Here is a 17,921-nt window from a genome sequence, read left to right as displayed (position 1 = left end):
TCATCCTGGCCGGCGCCGCTCTCGGCACCATCGTCATGCTGGCCGTGAATTACCTGATTCGCACTGGAGGTTTCCCATGGTGAGCACAAAGCCAATGTGGCACTGCCGCGAAGTTGGCGTAGACGGCGTGATCGTCATTTGCGCCGACCAGGTCATAGGCGAGGGCCTGATGGGCTACCGCCAGAGCATTCACCCGCTCCAGATCGACAACATGCGCGATCCACGCGGCTGCTTCATGGCGGTCATCGCTGAAATGAGCGAAGTCATGGGGAGGTTGAGTGCGCCAGTTCACCCAGCATCGCGCGCGTGCGCGTTTGGGGGTGGCCAGTGAAGTGCCTTACCACTGAAGCCATTCAACGGTTGCGCATCAGGATCATGGGCTTCGAAGTCGTAGTCGAAGGCCCTTCTGAGCAGGTAGGCGCCATGACGGCCATGTACGGAAGTGACTCGTCCGAGCCGCCCGCCTGGGTCAAGAAGTGGCACGCCGATCTGCAGCGGGCCTATGTCGAAGAATTCTTCACCGGGTCCTGGGCAAGTGCACTCCCCGAGGACTGGTTCGAAAAAAAACCCAATCGCCAAAGCAATCCAGGAGCAGCAGCCATGACCACGAAGCCATTCCCATCAATCGAGCTGACCACCGCCAGCACCTGCGCCATTGCTGCTGGTACCGCAAGCGATTACGCCATCCGCGCTTTTTCCGAAGGGCAGAACGAAACCGGGGCGGCGCTCAACAAGCTCTCCCTGCGTTTCGCCGAACTGGCACTGGAGGCCCTGGGCGGTGAGCCAGGCAAGCACGATGAAGCCGCCAGTGCCTGATCAGCTCGCCCTGTTCGCAGAGCCGCCACCCGTGGCGGTTCGTGCGTTCGTGCCTGTGATGCCGCCGCCGTCCCGTCCTGGGCCCAAGCGCATCGACTGGTTCCGTGTGATTACAGCCGTGCTGCGCTCCGGGTATTCGATCCAGGGTGCAGCGGACGAGATCGGTGTTGCCCGCACAACCCTGATCGGGTGGCGGCAGGGCGCCGAGCCACGTTACAGCGAGGGCGAACGCCTGGTGCTGCTGTGGTGCAAGATCACCGGCGAAGGCCGGGAGAAGCTGCCGATGTGCTCGGCGTGGGACTATCACTTCAAGCCTTGAGGGCAGAACCATGGGATGCAATCCGCGAGTGTTCCACCGTATGACGCCAGATCAACGTCAGCGCTATATCCGCAACGTGACACGCTTGTACCGGCACATAGTCATCGCCCACGGCATTGGTCTGGTCATGCTGGGGCTTGGTGGAATCAGCATGGTGGCGTACCACTGGCTCGCGAAATAGTCAGGAACCCGACACCCCCATGCACCGACCCTGCGTGTCATCGATGCCCCGCCACCGAGCGGGGTTTTCTTTTTCAGCGGGAGTTCAGCCATGTCCAAACCGGAAGGCATCGTAGAAGCAGTCGGCGCCTCGGTGGCGACCAAGGGCATGTGGGCAGGTGCGGGAGCGGGGCTCACCGGTTTCCTGTCCCAGGCCAACTGGATCGGCATCATCGGCGTTGTCCTGGCTGCCCTGGGCTTCGCCGTCAACACCTGGTTCCAGATCCGCAAGGACAGGCGCGAGTCGCGGGAGAGTGATGCCCGGATCGCGGCATTGATCGAGCAGTGCAAGCGATGAGCGCCCGGCAGCGGGTAGCGGTGACCCTGCTGACCATGAGCGCTGCAGGCTTCGCAGCATGGCAGGCGCATGAGGGCTTCACCGACGTGGCCGTCATCCCCACCAAGGGCGACGTGCCCACCATCGGTCATGGCTCGACACGCTGGGAAGACGGCACCCGCGTCCGCATGGGCGACACGATCACCCGCGAGCGCGCCGAAGTGCTGGCCCGCGCCCTCAACAGCCAGGCCGAGCGCGAGTTTGCCGCCAGCCTTCCGGGCGTGAAGTTGCACCAGGAAGAGTTCGATCTCTACATGGACTTCGTCGGCCAGTACGGCATGGGCACCTGGCGTGCCAGCTCGATGCGCCGTGACCTGCTGGCCCGTGACTACCCGCAGGCATGCCACGACCTGCTCAAGTACCGCTTCGCCGCTGGCTTCGACTGCAGCACGCCAGGCAACAGGCGTTGTGCTGGGGTTTGGACAAGGCAGCTTGAGCGTCACGCCAAGTGCATCGAGGCTCAACGATGACCAAGTACCTGCTGGCGATCATCGCTGCGCTTCTTGTCGCTTCGCTGGGAGCGTTTTGGGCGCTCGACCATACCAAGGCTGCGCTTCGAGAGAAAACGCGCCAAAACGAAGAATTGGTGGCTTCTGAGAAGAGCCGCAAGAACACCATCAAACTGCTGGCCCAGCTCGACACCCAGCACACCCAGGAGAGAGAGCGTGCGAACAAGATCAATGCAGGCCTTCGTGTTGATATCGCTTCTGGCAAGCGTCGGCTGTCAGTCCTCGCCACCAACTGCGCACTGCGAGCCCCTGCCAATCCCGGCGTGGATGCTCCAGAAGCGCGAGCCGAACTTGACCCAGCGGCTGCTGAACGAATTATCTCCGTCGGACCAGACGGAGACGACGCCATCAGGCAGCTCAACGCGCTGATCGATACAGTCAAAGCCGCCTGCCCATTGTCGAAATAGTCGGGAACCCGACGCCTTCCCCCCATGATGCTGGGGCCTCACTGATACCAATCCCCGAGGCCCCACCCATGCCAGCCCCCGACAATCTCCAGGTGCAGACGCCTGGCCAGCCGCTGACCCAGCCCAGCACCGAGCAGACCACCATCGAGGCCAAGGAGCCGGAGTACACCGCCAAGCACAATGGCGGCGGGCGCCAGCGCATCTGGTCAGCCACCGCCAACGACTGGTTCAGCGACTTCGTGGCCACTGGCGAAGGAGCCAAGGAAGCCGCACAGGCCGAGGCCGAACGTCTGAACGCTGGTGGCGAGCCCTTCACCAAGCCTGCCGACCCAACCCCCGACCCAGCGCCAGAAGCCAAGCCCCAGCCCAGCACCGAGAAGGCGCCAGTCACTGCCCAGCGCCAGCAAGCCGTGCTGACCGAAGAAGGCTGGCTCGTGCCGGATCTGCCAGCCGCCTACAGCAAGGAGTAACCGCCATGGGATCGAAGCCAAGCAAGCCCAAGGTTGTCCAGGCCGAAGACCCTGCTGTCACCGCACAGAAAGCGGCTGACGAAGCAGCCAAGAAGGCCAACGAGGAAACCGCCGCAGCGCGCGCCAAGAAGCAGCGCAGCAGCCTGCTTTCCCAGGCAGGCGCCGCGGGCACCGTCATTGAGCAAGGAAAAAGGACCCTCGGGGCATGAACGCTGACCAGATCTGCAAGACACTGAGCACGCTCAAGTCGCTGCGCAGCCCGCATGAGCAGGTCTGGCGCGACTGCTACGACCACACCTACCCGGTGCGTGGCAATGGGTTCTATTGCGAGATGATGAGCGCTCAAGAGGCGCTGAACCGCAAGGCGCGGATCTTCGACGGCACCACCACCGACGCCGCACGCACGCTGTCATCGTCCGTGCAGGCCGGCATGACGCCGGCCAACTCGCTGTGGTTCGGCATGGACGTTGCCAACTCCACCGAGGACGAACGCCGCTGGCTTGGCGATTCCGCCGAGATCATTTGGGAGAACATCCACGCATCGAACTTCGACTCGGCCGCATTCGAGGGCCTGCTCGACGTGGTGTGCGCTGGCTGGTTCGCCCTGCACATCGACCAGGACCGGGAGAAGGGCGGCTACAGCTTCGACCTGTGGCCGATCTCCGGCGTCTACTGCTCGGCATCGAAGCCGGGCGGCAGGATCGATACCGTTTACCGCTCGTACAAGCTGACAGCCGAGCAGGCCATCAACGAGTTCGGCGAAGGCAACGTGAGCGAGACTACCCGCAAGCTGGCCAAGGACAAGCCGCAGGATCTGGTCGAGTTCGTCCACGCCATCTACCCGCGCACCACCCACATGGTCGGTGCCCGCCTGGCCAAGAACATGCCGATCGCCAGCTGCAAGGTCGAGGTGGTAGCCAAGAAGTTGGTAAGCGAGTCGGGCTACCACGAGATGCCGGTGGTAGTCCCGCGCTGGATGATGATTCCGGACAGCGTGTATGCCACCGGGCCGGTGGCCGAGGCCCTTCCCGATGCGCGCATGCTCAACGAGATGGTACGCATGGACATGGCCGCGGCTGACCTGGCTATCGCTGGCATGTGGATCGCCGAAGATGATGGGGTGCTCAACCCTCGCACCGTGAAGGTCGGCCCGCGCAAGATCATCGTGGCCAACTCGGTCGACAGCATGAAGCCACTGCAGAGCGGATCGAACTTCAACTACAGCGATAGCCGCATCGTTCGCCTGCAGATGGCCATCCGCAAGGTGATGATGGCCGACCAACTGCGCGACCAGAACGGCCCAGCAATGACCGCAACCGAGGTGCACGCCCGGGTCAGCCTGATCCGTCAGCTGCTGGGCCCGGTCTATGGCCGCCTGCAGACCGAGTACCTGCAACCACTGATCGAGCGCTGCTTCGGCATCGCCATGCGCGCCGGGATCTTGGGTCAGCCGCCAGAGTCGCTGGCCGGTCGCCCGTACACCGTCCGCTACCTGTCGCCGCTGGCCAGGGCGCAGAAGCTGGAAGAGGTCACCGCAATCGACCAGTACGTCGCCGGGTGCGCCATGGCTGCCAAGGCCCAGGCCGAAGCCGGTGGCCAGCCTGACGCCATGGACAACGTCGATTTCGATGCCGCAGCACGGTTCCGTGGTGAAGCCCTGGGCGTTCCGTCCGAGGTCATGCGCAGCAAGGCTGACGTTCAGCGGGTGCGTGACGAGCGGGCGCAGGCAATGCAGGCAGCGCAGGAGCAGCAGCAAGAGCAGGCCATGCAGCAGATGGTTGGCCAGGCCGCACTTAAACAAGCACCGGGGGCAGCAGCGTGACTCAGTACACATCCGAGCAACTGGACGACATGTTCAAGCGCGTCTTCGAGCAGCACGCCGAGGGCGTGATTGTGCTTGATCAACTGGTACAGAAGTTCAGCAAGAACGCAGTAACCGTGGGCGGCATTGACGCTGTCCTGCGCACCTACCTGCAGGCCGGGCACCGCGAGGTGCTCGACCACATACTGCGCCGCATCAACCGCGCCAATGGCGTGCAAGACCAACCCGAAGAGGAATAACGATGAACCTGTTCATCCATGGCCGTCTCGGCCACTTCCTGTGCAACGAAGCAGGCGATGGCGGCGACCCGGGCGGCGGCGCTGCACCACCAGCGGCCTCTGTCATGGCAGGCGGCGCCAATACCGACTGGCTCCCCGAGAAGTACCGCACCAACAAGGAGGACGGCAGCCTTGATCTTGAAGCATCGTCGCGGAAGATTGCCGAGGGCTACAAGCAGCTGGAGACGCGCCTGGGCACTGGCGATGCACCACCCAAGGACGCCGGCGAGTACAGCGTCAAGCTTGAAGGCGTCGAGGGCTTCAACTGGGAAGAGTTCAAGGCCGACGAGAACACTCAGTCGTTCCTCAAGGGGGCCCATGCCAAGGGCATGACCAACGCCCAGGTCGAGTATGTGATCGGCGAGTACTTGAAGGCGGCGCCTGGCTTGGTCGAAGGCGGCGTGCAGCTCAGCCAGCAGGACTGCACCACCGCGCTCAAGGCGGTATGGCCTGATGACCAAACCTACAAGTCAGGAGTGCAGGCCTCGTATCGCGCCGCCGAGTCGTTCGCGAGCCCCGAGGGTCAGCCCGGCAACTTCCAGGCGCTGATGGCGAAGTATGGCAACGACCCTGACTTCATCGCATTCACCGCCAACATCGGCAAGGAGCTGGCCGAAGACACGCTGATCAGTCAGGGCGTGGTGAGCGAACAGGACTTCAACGTCAAGACTGCTGAGCTTCGCCAGCAGTTGCAGGACCTCCCGGCGCACGATCCCAAGCGTGCCCAAATCCAAGGCCAGCTCGATCAGTTGTACGCAGCCAAGTACAACAAGCCAGCCTCCCGCACCTTTGGCGCGTAAGCGCTCCAGCCAAATAGTCGGGAAACCGACACCCCGCAACTCCGACCATCACAGGCATCCCGGTAGCAATACCGGGCCGGCCTGCGGTGGCGCGCAGATACCCGGAACGCCCCAGGCGCAGCAATGCCGATGCACGCCAGGAATCCCGGCCCGCCCAGCGGACACCCGGCAAGGCAATCCCGAATCCGCATTGGAGTGCATCGTATGTCCCAGCAAATCACCGAAGCGTTCGTGCAGCAGTTCGCTGACAACTTCAAGCACGTCGCGCAGCAGAAAATGTCCCGCTTCGAAGGGGCGGTGACCATCGAGCCCAACATCGTGGGCATGTCCAAGTCCGTGAACCGCCTCGGCCAGCGCACCGCGCAACGCCGCACCCAGCGCCACGGCGACACGCCGATCAATGACCAACCGCACAGCACCCGGTTCGTGGACCTCTACGACTGGGAAGACGGCGACATGGTCGACGACCAGGACAAGATCCGCATGCTGGTTGACCCCACCTCGGACTACGTCCAGGCCATGGTTTCTGGCATGAACCGCGCCAAGGACGACGTCATTATCTCGGCCTTCGGTGGTCCCGCTCGCTCGAGCGCTACCGGCAGCGTGATCCTTCCTGCTTCGCAGAAGATCGCCGTGGGTGGTACCGGCCTGACCAAGGCCAAGATCATCCAGGCCAAGAAGATCTTCCGCCTGAACGAGGCTGACGAGGAAGCCGGCGAAGAACTGTACATGGCCTACCACGCCAACGCCCTGGTGGACATTCTGGCTGACACCACCCTGACCAGCGCGGACTTCATGAGCGTGAAGATGCTCCAGGAAGGCACGCTCAAGGGCACCTGGATGGGCTTCCGCTGGATTCCTTCTGAGCGCCTGCCGAAGACCGGGAGCACCCGATTCTGCTACGCCTGGACCAAGTCTGGCGTGGTGCTTGGCAAGGGCAAGGACATTACCACCGAGGTGGGCAAGGATCCTGGCAAGGGCTTCAACGTCCGGATCTACGCCAAGCAGAGCCTGGGCGCTGTCCGCGTGGAAGAAGAGAAGGTCGTCGAGATCGCTGCGAACGACCCGTAAGGGTCTTCGCTGTTCTCGTCCTCAACCCCATTCAGGAGTAACACCATGGCAAACGGCAACGGTTCTCTGGCGGCGGCCCGCACGGCTTACCCGCAGACCCTCACCAAACCCAACCTGCAGGGCGGCGACATTCAAGTGTTCGTCAGCACCTACACCGTGCCCGCATCTGGCGGCCCAGGCATCGGCGAATACATCTCGTGGGGCTTCCTGCCCTTCGGTGCGCGCCTGATGCCAACCACCAAGATCTACTGCAACGCAGGCGCGGCTTCTTCCACCCTCAACCTGGGCGACCCGGTGGTCCCGGCACGGTATCTGGCTGCCACCTCTGTAGCCACCGCAGGCAGCGCCACCGCCGAGGCGCAGTTCGCCAACGGCGCGCTGTTCGACGTGGCGGTTGTGGCTCCCGGCCAGGCAACCGACCAAAGCGAGCTGCGTTCGGTAGTGGCTGGTGCAGCCCTGCAGGCCGGCCAGGTCATCACCCTGGTTGCGCAGTACGCCCAGCAGAACTGATCAGGGCTGACATGGACGTCGTTTCACTTGCCGGGGCCTAGCGCCCCGGTCTTTTTTTCCGGAGACACAAGGCATGGCAATGGCAACCGGTGTTTCGATCTGCTCCAACGCGCTCTTGATGCTGGGTGCTCAGACCATCAACGACTTCCAGGACTCGCAGAACCTGGACCGCGCCAAGCTGTGCGCGAACCTCTATCCCTCCCAGCGTGACAGCATCCTGCGCGCCCATCCCTGGAACTGCTGCATAAAGCGCGTGGTTCTGGCGCCGTTGGCAGAAGCTCCGCCCTTCGGCTACTCCAGCGCGTTCGAGCTGCCCGCCGATTGCCTGCGTGTGCTGGAGGTCGGCACGGGGGGCTGCCAGATCGACTACCTGGTTGAGCGGCGGACCATCCAGGCCGACACCATGGTGCTTGAACTGCGCTATGTGTTCCGCAACGAGGTGGAGGCGACGTGGGATTCGCACCTGGTTGACCTCATGACTGCTGCCATGGCCGCCGTTCTGGCTTACCCGGTGACTCAGTCCACATCGGAGCGCGACAGCCGCGAGCAGAAGCTGGCGCAACTGTTCCGCCAGGCCAAGGCAGCCGATGGTCAAGAAGACCCACCGCAGACCCTGGGCAATGAGCACCTGCTGGCCTCGCGCTTCGGCAATGGCTGGGGGATTTTCTGATGGCGCGCCTGACGCTCAACCAGACCAACTTCACCGCGGGCGAACTGTCGCCCCGGATGCTTGGCCGAACCGATATTGCCCGGTACCAGAACGGCGCCGAGATCATGGAGAACTGCTGGCCTGTTGTGCACGGTGGTGGAGTTCGCCGCTACGGCACGCTGCACTGCAGCCCATGTAAGTACCCGGACCGGAAGACGATCCTGATCCCGTATGTGTTCAACACGCTGCAGGCGTACATGATCGAGTTCGGTGACCTGTATGTGCGGATTCACTTCCCCGACGGCAGCTACTCCGGGGTTGAACTGGTGAGCCCATACGGCCAGACCCTGCTGGGGCAGCTCGAGTATGTCCAGGGTGCCGACACCATGTTCGTCTTCCACAACGGCGTGGAGATCAACCGTCTGCGCCGGATCACGAACACCGAGTGGAGCCTGGCCCCTGCGCCCTTTGTCACCAAGCCGTTCGCAGAGCGCGGCATCGATGTTGCCACCGCCATGACCCTGAGCGACCCGTCGGTAGGTGTGGGCCGCACGCTTACGTCGGCAGCTGTGATCTTCCTGGCCTCTGACGTTGGGCGCGAAGTCTGGTCCGGCTCTGGCGTGGCCAAGATCACCGCCGTGACAAGCTCGACCGTGGCCACCGTCGAAGTGCTGAACGCTTTCCCATCCGCAACCCGCCCTAGCTGGTCGCTCAAGGGCAGCCCGCAGGCAGCCAATACCTTGGGCGCTGCAACACCGGTCGGGGCGATCGTGACCATGACGCTGGCAACTGACGGCTGGCGCGCGGCTGACGTGGGCAAGTTCGTCAAGATCAACGGCGGCCTGCTGGAGATCACCACCTACACCAGCCCGACCGTTGTGTCGGGTGTGATCCGTTCTGCGCCCACGTCTGCCACGGCATCGCCTGCCAACGCATGGTCGCTTGAGGCCAGCGTATGGAATCCCGTGGATGGATACCCTGGTACCGGCACGCTGTTCGAGCAGCGTTTGCATGTTGGTGGGTCGCCGAACTTCCCGCAGACCATATGGGCTTCCAAGACCGGTGAGTCGCTGAACTTCGAACTGGGCACCAAGGATGACGACGCCACCTCGTTCACCGTGTCGTCGGATCAGATCAACCCGATCCTGCACCTGTCGCAGGTCAAGACCCTGGTTGCGCTGACCTACGGCGGCGAGTTCACCATCACGGGCGGCATCGAGAAGCCGATCACCCCCACAAACATCCAGGTGAAGAATCAGTCGGTCTATGGCTGCAACCGCGTGCGCCCGATCCGCATCGGCAACGAGCTGTACTTCGTCCAGCGCGCCGGCCGCAAGCTGCGCGCCATGGCCTACAAGTACGACTCGGATGCCTACGGCTCGCCAGATATGTCCGTGCTGTCCGAGCACGCGACCAAGTCCGGGGTGGTGTCCATGGCCTACCAGCAGGAGCCGGAGAGCATCCTTTTCGCCGCTCGGTCTGATGGCGTGCTCGCCACCATGACAGTGGATCGTGACCAGGATGTTGTCGGCTGGGCCAGGCAGATCACTGATGGCGCCTTTGAATCGGTGGCAGCGATCCCTGTCGAGGGTGGTGATCAGGTGTGGGCCGTTGTGCGCCGAACCATCAATGGCCAGAACGTGCGGCACATCGAGCGCTTCGTTGAGGGCTGCCAGGTCGATGACGGCATATTCGCCAGCAGTGAGGCAGGCCAGGCGACCTGGGGCGGCCTTGGGCACCTGGAAGGCAAGACCCTTGATATCGTCGCTGACGGCGTTGTCATGCAGCAACAGACTGTGGTCGGTGGCCAGATCACCTTGCCGCGCACGGCCAATAACATTCAGGCGGGTCTTCACTTCTCCAGCAGGATCAAGACCTTGACCCCGGAAGTCATGGGCGGCGCTGGAAGCGCTCAGGGCAACAGCATGCGAATTGGCGAGGTGACCATCCGCTTCCTTGAGACCACCGGCTGCAAGCTTAAGGGGCAAGGCGTAGAGCAGACCATCAGCTTCCGCAACCTTGGGGAGGATGTGCTTGACCAGGCCCCACCGCTGTTCACTGGTGAAAAGCGCCTCGAGAACCTCAGCTGGGACCGTGGTAGCGCCCAGCTGGAGATCATCCAAGACCAGCCGCTGCCATTCCACGTGCTCTGCGTCATCAAGAAGATGACCATCAACGACTGAGGGCTCCCCATGATCCGTCCAGCAACACACGCTGACATTCCCCGGTTGGTTGAGCTGGGGACTTTGCTGCATGACACCAGCACGTACGCCGCCACCTCGTTCAATCCGGACAAGGTGGCGCACTTCCTTGGGCAACTGATCGATGGCTATGGGGTGGTGTTCGCCGCCGAGGTCAGCGGTGAGGTGGTTGGAGGGTTCGCTGGCGCTGTGACCGAGCAGTGGTTCAGCGACGACCTGCTGGCTTACGACTACTCGCTGTTCATCGAGCCCGGCAAGCGCCAAGGGGTGATCGCCTTGAAGCTGATCCTGGCGTTCCAGCACTGGGCCAAGGCCAAGGGCGCCAAGCACATCCACATGGGTATCACCACGGGTATCAACACCGATGGCACCACCAGGCTCTACACGCGCCTTGGTTTCAAGTACGTGGGCCCGCTCTTTACGATGGAGGTTGATCATGGGAATTGAAACGGCTGCGCTCGCGGCTATGGCTGCGGCAACCGCCTACTCGACGTACAACACGATTCAGCAGGGTCGGCAGTCTCAGCTCAACGCCAGCGCCCAGTCGGAGCAGGCACAGATCGATGCTGACAACGCTGCAAGCGCTGCCCGAGTGCAGGCCGATCGCATCCGCAAGATGGCCCGCAACCAGGCAGGCGAGGCAAACGCCGCGCTGGCAGCATCCGGCGTCGAGGTGGGCGAGGGCACCGCGCTGAACATCAACGAGCAGATCTACGGCAATGCCGAGGAAGATGCCGTGATGACCATCCTCAATGGAGAGGAACAGCGCAAGCGCGGCTACGTCGACGCCAGCAACATGCGGCTCTACGGCAGCCAGCAGAAGTCGGCGGCCAACTCACAGGCCGTCGGCAACGTGCTGCAGGCCGGCGCTTCGTACGGCATGTGGAAGGCCAGCGCCGCGAGTCGCAACGGCAGCGTATCGAAACCAGGGGGAGCAGGCTGATGGCAACCATCCCGATTGGCCCAGCAGTGGCCCGCGTTCTGCCCGAAGCCCAGCAGAACCGCGTTATCACCATGGACCCAAGCCTGCAGTCCCGCGGGGCACAGCAGGTCGCCGACACAGTCCAGCGCACAGCGCTGGGCGTTCTCGATCAGCGGCAAAAGGAAGACCAGGCGCTCGCCCGGGTGAAGGCCAGCAACGCCTTGTTCGAGCGCGAGACGCAGATTAGCACCATCAACAGTGATTTGGCTGAGCAGGTGCGACTGGGCACCTTGAGCCACGACAAGCTGGAGGAAGCCTACCAGGGCGCGGTGGCGAAGCTGGAGCCGCTGCAGGTGACTGGGCTGTCCGAAGCTGAGATGGAAGGCGTGGGCCTGGCCCAGCAGCGGCTGCAGCTGGCCGGTCAGGAAGGGGTGCGCAAGCTGGCCATCGGCGCCCGTGCTGATTCCGCCAAGGCCGACATGGCCACCCGGCTGGACATGCTTGGCAAAGAAGCCGCCATGCCTGGCGCCGATATCGGCAAGCTGAACGCCCGCCTGGATGGCGAAGACGTGGACATGGCTGGGCGTCTGGCGTACGGCGAGATGTGGGCAGCCAAGAAGCAGGAGGCCAAGGACGCGAACTGGACAACCCAGGCCACTCAGCGCGTGGTTCAGGCCCGCGATGGCCTGGGCAGCCTGCAACAGATCGAGCACGACCTCACCGCTGCCGATGGCTTCTACGCCAACAAGCTCGATCCGGAGAAGCGCAACCAGTTGCTGAACACCGTCACTGGCAGGATCTACCAGGTGAAAGAGCATCAGCAGCGCCAGGCCGAAATGCGCGAGATGAAGGCCGAGCGCGTACTGGCGCAGATGGACAGGCAGGCGGCCACTGGCATTCCGCCGACCGTGGCAGACCAGCAGCGCTGGCGTTCTGCGCTTTCCGGAACATCCATGGCGGGGGAGTACAACACCCGCGTGCAGGAAATGAACGAGTCTCAGGCATTACTGCGCAAGCCGATGCTCGAGCAGCAGCAGTACCTGGACAGCAAGCGCCGCCAGATCGCCGAGACTGGCGGCTCTGTCGCACAGATCAGCAACCTGAACCGTCTGCAGACCGCCGTCGACAAAAACCTCAAGATGATGCGCGACGACCCGTTGACCTTCAACGCGATGCGCACCGGGCAAGACGTGCCGCCGCTGGATATCAGCGGCATCGGCACTCCGGAAGGCCAGGCCAAGCTGGCCGAACAGTTGGGCCAGCGTTACGACGTGGTGAACTCGATGCGCAAGGCCTACGGCCCTGAGGTCGCGCGCAGTCCGTGGAAGCCCGGCGAGCAGGCGATGTTGACCGCGGTACTGGCACAGGCTGACGACGCTACCAAGCTGCAGGTGTTCGGCACGCTGGCCGCTGCTGCGCCAACTGGCGCCGATTACGCGGCGGCCATCAAGCCGCTGGCGGCTGACCAGCCGATCACCGTGCTTGCTGGCATGGCCAAGTTCAAGGACCTGAAAGGCGCTGACGGCACCGACGTGCCCAAGATGCTGCTGCAGGGCCAGAAGATCCTGGCCGACAAGTCCGTGCCGATGCCCAAGGAAGAGAAGATGCGCGCAGCGTTCGATGCCCATGTGGGAACGGCGCTGATGCCGGGCACCACGCAGCGAGAGCAGGCGTATCAAGGCTTCAAGGCGCTGTACGCAAGCACAGCGGTATCGACCGGAAAATCGTATGAGCAGGGCGATGACCCGGACCGCAAGACCACTGAGAAGGCTGTCGAGCTCGTTACCGGTGGCATCACCGAGCGCGCCGGGCAGAAGGTCGTCAAGCCCTACGGAATGTCCGACAAGCTGTTCGACAAGGTGGTCGATATCGAGCTGGAAGGCTTGGCCAAGCGCACCGAGTTTCCACTGGGCCAGCTCGAAGACATGCCGCTTTCGCCAGTGCCTGGGAAAGACGGGCTGTACTACCTGCTGAACGCTGGCCGCATCCAGGTTGACCCCAAGACCAACGAACCGATGATTGTGAGGGCAAAATGAGCTGGCTCGACGGAATGGTTGATGAAGGTGAGGTAGCCAGCCAGGACCAGCGCCTGGACCGGACAACAGAGAAGCTTTCTCCGGGCGCCTTCACTGGCGCCCTTGGTGCATTCGGCACTGGCCTTGTTCGCGGTGGCATCGAGGCTGCACGTACCGTGCAGACCGCGGCACTGCAACTGGGGAGCGCCGCTATCGAGTCCGACCTGTCGATCGGTGCATCGTACTTCCCCGAGTTCGAGGAAGGGCAGACCCAGGCCCAGCGCGAGTTCGGCGAGGAAGAGGCCAGCAGGATCGGGCGTGAGACTGCCGAATCGGTGATGCACCTGCGCCCTGATCCCACTGAGGTCGGTGTTGTCGGGCAGATCCTGGGTGAAGCTGCAGCCGTGTTGCCGCGTACTGTGGTTGGCGCTGTATCCGCTGGCCCTCTCGGCGCTGCCGTTGCTGCTGGTGCGCCTGCCGGCTATTCCAGCAAGCGTGTGGCTATGGCGGAAGGGATCGACGAAGACACCGCCACGCTCAAGGGGCTGATCGACGCCGGGACCATGGGGGTAGGTGCTGTGCTTCCAGCCGCTCGCTTCGTTGGCCCGGTTCTTGGAGATGCTGCCATTGCCGTGGGCGCGAACGTTGGGCTTGGCATGGCCGGTCGCGGCGCTACTGCTGCTGTGCTGGAGCGTGGCGGCTACACCGCCCAGGCCGCGCAGTATCGCGTCATGGACGGGACAGCCCTTGCCACCGATGCAATCCTGGGAGCGGCGTTCTTCGGCATCGGCCGTATCGGCATGCGCCGCCCAACCACCGAGCAGGTGGATGCAGCGCTCACCGAGCGCACAACCCAGCACTTCGACGTGGACACCGCTCCAGGCGCGCCAGTTGATCCGCGTTCGGCCATGTCCCACCAGGAGGCGCTGCGCACTGCCATCGGCCAGCTGAGCCGCGGCGAGCCGGTGGCCGTACCGGACAGCATTCATAGTGCTGAATTCCTGCGCGGCACCGAGACGCCAACGCCGCGAGCACCGACCCGTGAGGCTGCCATTGCCACGGCTCGTGCTGAGCTGGAGCCGACCCTGCGTGCCGAACTGGAGCAGGACCTGCCGGGCGTGCTGCCCAATGTGGCCGACGTGCGCGCTGACCTGGCCGGTGTGCAGCGCACGCTGGATGGGCTGGACGATACGTTCCGCGAGCGAGCCAAGCAGGCCCAGGGCGAGGGGATGAGCCGCAAGCAGGCCGAGACGGCCGCGCGCCAAGCCATCGAGCAGGAGCGCCAGCAGCTTACCGAGCGCGTCACGGCCCTGGAGGATGCCTTGCAGGGCAACCGTACTGCCGAACTATCCCGTGGCGAGCTGGCAGCCCTGGCCCGTGGTGAAACACCAGAGCGCCTGCAGCCGCGCATTGAGGCTCGCGCCGACGAAATCATGCAGGGGTTCGAGCCTAAGCCGCTGGCTGCCGGTGTGGCTCAGGGGAATGAACGCTTGAATTTGGCAGCCGCTGCCCGTGCTGAGATTGCCCGCCTGGTTGCCGAGCAGGATGCACTGGCGCCACGTGCTGAGCCGACTGGGTTGGATATCGGTTCACCCAAGGCCGTTACAAAATCTGCTGATGGCGTAACAGAACAGGCCGGGAACACGACAAAACAGGCTGAAAGCGTTACATCCGGGGCAAAACCTTTGACACCAGAGCGCGATCCCGCCGATATGGCCGGACCCAGCCAGGCCGATTCCGACCCAACCATTCAACTCGCCGACGAGATCATGACCCGGGTGGATGATATGCGGCTGCCGACTGGCGCCCTGGACGAAGAGGGCCGCCCCGTGACCGTCTCCGCTCGCGAGCTGCTGGCCCAGGCCGACGACTATATCAAGGCCGCCCAGCAGGATGCCCGTGGGTTCGCCGCTGCTGCCGCTTGCTTCCTGCAGCGAGGCCTCTAAACGTCGGGAAACCGACTTTCCTCAAGCCATAGGCTTGCTCCATCCCCACAGGAGCAAGCCCATGCGTCCCGAATGTATCCAGGCCGTCACGCAGGCGATTGGCCGTTCCCTCTCCCAGCAAGAAATCAAAGGCATAGAGAACCGCGTTCGCCAGAACATGAAGCAACTGGCGCAGACTGACCCACAGTGGCAGTCCAAGTCCGCTGCCGATCGGCTGACCGAGGCGGCCCAGAAGTCGGCCAAGGACTTGGTGGCCGAAGCCGACCTCAAGAAGAAGCGCGTTGCGCTCACCATCCTGGCCCACGACCGCATCGCGAGCTACATGGCTCGCTTCCCCGACCAGCCATTGGAAGGCCTGGACCGCATGCTGGCGTTCACCAGCGACGGCAAGAGCGGCATCCAGTCGATCGAGTCGTCTACCCGCGCCATTCGCGACGAAGCCCTGAGCCGCATGCTAGACGTAATCGACGTGACCAAAGGCAAGTTCATGGGGCTGTTCCAGGACAAGGAAGGCAACCTTGCGCTAGTGCGCGAGCTGCACGGCGAGGACTCCGGCGACGCCGCGGCCAAGGCTGCGGCCAAGTCGTTCCAAGACGTGACCGAATCGCTGCGCCTGCGCTTCAACCGGGCGGGCGGCGACGTGGGCAAGCTGAACGACTGGGCCATGCCTCGGGATCACTCGCAGGTGAAGGTGGCCCGCGACCGAGATCAGTGGGTCAGCGACCACGTGAAATGGGCGAACCGTGGCAAGTACATGAACGAAGACGGCTCCCCCATGAATGACCAGCAACTGACGGAGTTCTTGGGGCATGCCTGGGAAACGCTGGCAACCGGTGGCTTGAACAAGCTGCAGCCCGGCGCCGTGGCCGGTAACGGCATGCGCGCCAACCGTGGCAGCGAGTCGCGCCAGATCCACTACAAGGACGCCGAGAGCTTCATTGCCGCCCAGCAGGCCTATGGCGAGCGCAACATGCTTGAGCTGCTGATCGGCCATATCGACCGCGCCGCCCGTGACATTTCGTTGGTCGAAGCCCTGGGCCCCAATCCCAACCACCAAATGCGCTACTGGCTTGAGGAAGGCCAGAAGCAGCAGATGGACAAGGCCCTGCTCATCAAGGGAAAGAAGGGGGAGAAGGCCCGCGATAAGGTGGAGAAGCAGCGAAAGTGGATCGAGAACCTGTATGAGGAAGTGGCCGGCACCCGCGAGCCACCAGCCTCGGCAGCCATCGCCAACGGCTTCGACACCTACCGAGCCCTGAACGTGGCCAGCCGCCTGGGCTCTGCGGTGCTGACCTCGGTCACCGACCAGGGCACCTTGGGCCTTACCGCATCCATGAACGGCATGCCCGTCATGCAGGTATTCGCCAACGAAGCCAGGATGCTGAACCCGGCCAATGCCGCCGACCGCAGGCTCGCTATGCGCGCCGGCCTCGGGCTCAACCAGATGATCGGTAGCCTGAACCGCTGGGGCGCCGATGGCCTGGGCACCAGTGAGGCAATCTCGGGTCGCATTGCCAAGTTCTCGCAGACCGCCGCCAGCAAGGTGATGCAGGTCTCTGGCATGAACGCCTTGACTGCCGGATCGCAGCGGGCTTTCGGCGCCACCATGATGGACACCATCGGAAGCATGACGCGCCGCTTCCAAGACTTCGCCAGCATGGATCCCGCCGACGCCAAGCGGTTGCAGGCCATGGGCGTAAGTGATGCTGACTGGGCTGTATGGCGCTTGGCGCAACCCGAAGACTGGCGCGGGGTTGGCGATGAGGTGCTCACGGCAGGAAGCATCTACCGCATCCCCGAAGCCCAGCTGACTGCGTTGGCCCAGCAATTCAAGACCACGCCCAAGCGTCTCAAGGACCAGGCAGCCACCAAGCTGCTTGGCTCCGTGCTGGACGAAACGAACATGGCGATCATCGAGCCAGGCGCCCGTGAACGGGCCTTCATGCTTGGCCGCTGGGAGCGGGGTGACGTCGGCGGAGAGTTGATGCGCAGCTTCTGGCAGTTCAAGTCCTTCTCGATCGCCATGATGATGCGGCACTTCCGGCGAGCCATGGCCCAAGAAACTGGCTGGGGCAGGGCTGGCTATATGACCGCCTTGATGGCCAGCACCACCGTCTTGGGCGGCATGGCCATTCAGCTTGGTGAAATCGCTGCAGGGCGAGACCCCAAGAACATGCTGGATGATGGTTTGCTTGGCGTCCCCGGCCTGCGCTTCGGCGCCGCAGCGTTCCTCAAGGGTGGCTCGCTGGGCCTGTACGGTGACTTCCTGTTCAGCGACCAGACCCAAGGCGGGCAGTCGGGCCTGGCTGCCATTGGCGGCCCCATCGCAGGCGATATCGAATCCATCTTCAAGCTCAAGGGCACTGCCGCTGACGGAAACGTCGATAGCACCGGGGGCAACCTGGTGCGCCTGCTCAAGAGCCACACGCCTGGCGCGAACCTCTGGTACACGAAGGCCGCCACCGACCACATGATCTTTCACCAGATGCAGGAGTACTTCTCGCCTGGCTACCTGCGCAAGATGCGCCAGCGCGCGCGCAAGGACTTCGGGCAGGAGTTCTGGTGGGAGCCGGGCGAGACGTTGCCAGATCGCGCCCCGTCGCTGGGCGCCGCTGTAGGGAGGGACTGAT

20 protein-coding genes are annotated in these 17,921 nt (G+C 63.6%); all 20 read left to right on the top strand.

What is annotated here, in order from left to right:
• Positions 1–76 precede the first annotated feature (76 nt).
• Complete coding sequence (locus tag AB688_RS18395; RefSeq protein ID WP_063545434.1) at positions 77–331, top strand: hypothetical protein; 255 nt, start codon at positions 77–79, stop codon at positions 329–331.
• A gap of 44 nt (positions 332–375) precedes the next feature.
• Positions 376–816 (top strand): hypothetical protein, encoded by a 441-nt coding sequence (locus AB688_RS18390; RefSeq protein ID WP_063545433.1) that lies wholly within the window; start codon positions 376–378, stop codon positions 814–816.
• Positions 797–1,135: a hypothetical protein gene (locus AB688_RS18385; protein WP_081255283.1), complete on the top strand. Its 339-nt coding sequence runs from the start codon at positions 797–799 to the stop codon at positions 1,133–1,135. Before AB688_RS18390 ends, AB688_RS18385 begins: the two co-directional genes overlap by 20 nt.
• A gap of 271 nt (positions 1,136–1,406) precedes the next feature.
• Positions 1,407–1,652, top strand: a complete 246-nt coding sequence (locus tag AB688_RS18380; protein ID WP_063545432.1) for a holin — start codon at positions 1,407–1,409, stop codon at positions 1,650–1,652.
• Positions 1,649–2,161 (top strand): glycoside hydrolase family protein, encoded by a 513-nt coding sequence (locus tag AB688_RS18375; protein WP_063545431.1) that lies wholly within the window; start codon positions 1,649–1,651, stop codon positions 2,159–2,161. The genes AB688_RS18380 and AB688_RS18375 overlap by 4 nt, the downstream gene beginning before the upstream one ends.
• Positions 2,158–2,607: a lysis system i-spanin subunit Rz gene (locus AB688_RS18370; RefSeq protein ID WP_063545430.1), complete on the top strand. Its 450-nt coding sequence runs from the start codon at positions 2,158–2,160 to the stop codon at positions 2,605–2,607. The genes AB688_RS18375 and AB688_RS18370 overlap by 4 nt, the downstream gene beginning before the upstream one ends.
• 68 nt (positions 2,608–2,675) lie before the next feature.
• Positions 2,676–3,077 (top strand): hypothetical protein, encoded by a 402-nt coding sequence (locus AB688_RS18365; RefSeq protein WP_063545429.1) that lies wholly within the window; start codon positions 2,676–2,678, stop codon positions 3,075–3,077.
• 5 nt (positions 3,078–3,082) lie between these two features.
• Complete coding sequence (locus AB688_RS18360) at positions 3,083–3,286, top strand: hypothetical protein (protein WP_063545428.1); 204 nt, start codon at positions 3,083–3,085, stop codon at positions 3,284–3,286.
• Positions 3,283–4,899, top strand: a complete 1,617-nt coding sequence (locus tag AB688_RS18355; RefSeq protein ID WP_063545427.1) for a portal protein — start codon at positions 3,283–3,285, stop codon at positions 4,897–4,899. The genes AB688_RS18360 and AB688_RS18355 overlap by 4 nt, the downstream gene beginning before the upstream one ends.
• Positions 4,896–5,138 (top strand): hypothetical protein, encoded by a 243-nt coding sequence (locus AB688_RS18350; protein ID WP_155738222.1) that lies wholly within the window; start codon positions 4,896–4,898, stop codon positions 5,136–5,138. The genes AB688_RS18355 and AB688_RS18350 overlap by 4 nt, the downstream gene beginning before the upstream one ends.
• Positions 5,139–5,140: 2 nt before the next feature.
• Complete coding sequence (locus tag AB688_RS18345) at positions 5,141–5,977, top strand: hypothetical protein (protein ID WP_063545425.1); 837 nt, start codon at positions 5,141–5,143, stop codon at positions 5,975–5,977.
• Between the two features lie 204 nt (positions 5,978–6,181).
• Positions 6,182–7,048 carry a phage capsid protein gene (locus tag AB688_RS18340; protein ID WP_063545424.1) on the top strand — a complete coding sequence of 289 codons (867 nt, stop codon included), beginning with the start codon at positions 6,182–6,184 and terminating at the stop codon, positions 7,046–7,048.
• A gap of 45 nt (positions 7,049–7,093) precedes the next feature.
• Positions 7,094–7,558 (top strand): hypothetical protein, encoded by a 465-nt coding sequence (locus AB688_RS18335; RefSeq protein ID WP_063545423.1) that lies wholly within the window; start codon positions 7,094–7,096, stop codon positions 7,556–7,558.
• 73 nt (positions 7,559–7,631) lie between these two features.
• Positions 7,632–8,228 (top strand): hypothetical protein, encoded by a 597-nt coding sequence (locus AB688_RS18330; protein ID WP_196759869.1) that lies wholly within the window; start codon positions 7,632–7,634, stop codon positions 8,226–8,228.
• Positions 8,228–10,390, top strand: a complete 2,163-nt coding sequence (locus AB688_RS18325) for a hypothetical protein (RefSeq protein ID WP_063545422.1) — start codon at positions 8,228–8,230, stop codon at positions 10,388–10,390. The genes AB688_RS18330 and AB688_RS18325 overlap by 1 nt, the downstream gene beginning before the upstream one ends.
• A 9-nt stretch (positions 10,391–10,399) precedes the next feature.
• Positions 10,400–10,855: a GNAT family N-acetyltransferase gene (locus tag AB688_RS18320; RefSeq protein ID WP_063545421.1), complete on the top strand. Its 456-nt coding sequence runs from the start codon at positions 10,400–10,402 to the stop codon at positions 10,853–10,855.
• Complete coding sequence (locus AB688_RS18315) at positions 10,845–11,351, top strand: hypothetical protein (protein ID WP_063545420.1); 507 nt, start codon at positions 10,845–10,847, stop codon at positions 11,349–11,351. Before AB688_RS18320 ends, AB688_RS18315 begins: the two co-directional genes overlap by 11 nt.
• Positions 11,351–13,366 carry a hypothetical protein gene (locus tag AB688_RS18310; protein ID WP_063545419.1) on the top strand — a complete coding sequence of 672 codons (2,016 nt, stop codon included), beginning with the start codon at positions 11,351–11,353 and terminating at the stop codon, positions 13,364–13,366. Before AB688_RS18315 ends, AB688_RS18310 begins: the two co-directional genes overlap by 1 nt.
• The gene (locus tag AB688_RS18305; protein ID WP_063545418.1) at positions 13,363–15,291 is read left to right on the top strand and encodes a hypothetical protein; all 1,929 of its coding nucleotides are present in this window, start codon (positions 13,363–13,365) and stop codon (positions 15,289–15,291) included. The genes AB688_RS18310 and AB688_RS18305 overlap by 4 nt, the downstream gene beginning before the upstream one ends.
• Positions 15,292–15,352: 61 nt before the next feature.
• The gene (locus AB688_RS18300) at positions 15,353–17,920 is read left to right on the top strand and encodes a hypothetical protein (protein ID WP_063545417.1); all 2,568 of its coding nucleotides are present in this window, start codon (positions 15,353–15,355) and stop codon (positions 17,918–17,920) included.
• Position 17,921 lies beyond the last annotated feature (1 nt).

This window comes from Pseudomonas putida, from assembly GCF_001636055.1.
Classification (GTDB): domain Bacteria; phylum Pseudomonadota; class Gammaproteobacteria; order Pseudomonadales; family Pseudomonadaceae; genus Aquipseudomonas; species Aquipseudomonas machongensis.
Note: the sequence above shows the minus strand (reverse complement) of the source record. Positions and strands in the feature narration are given on the sequence as shown.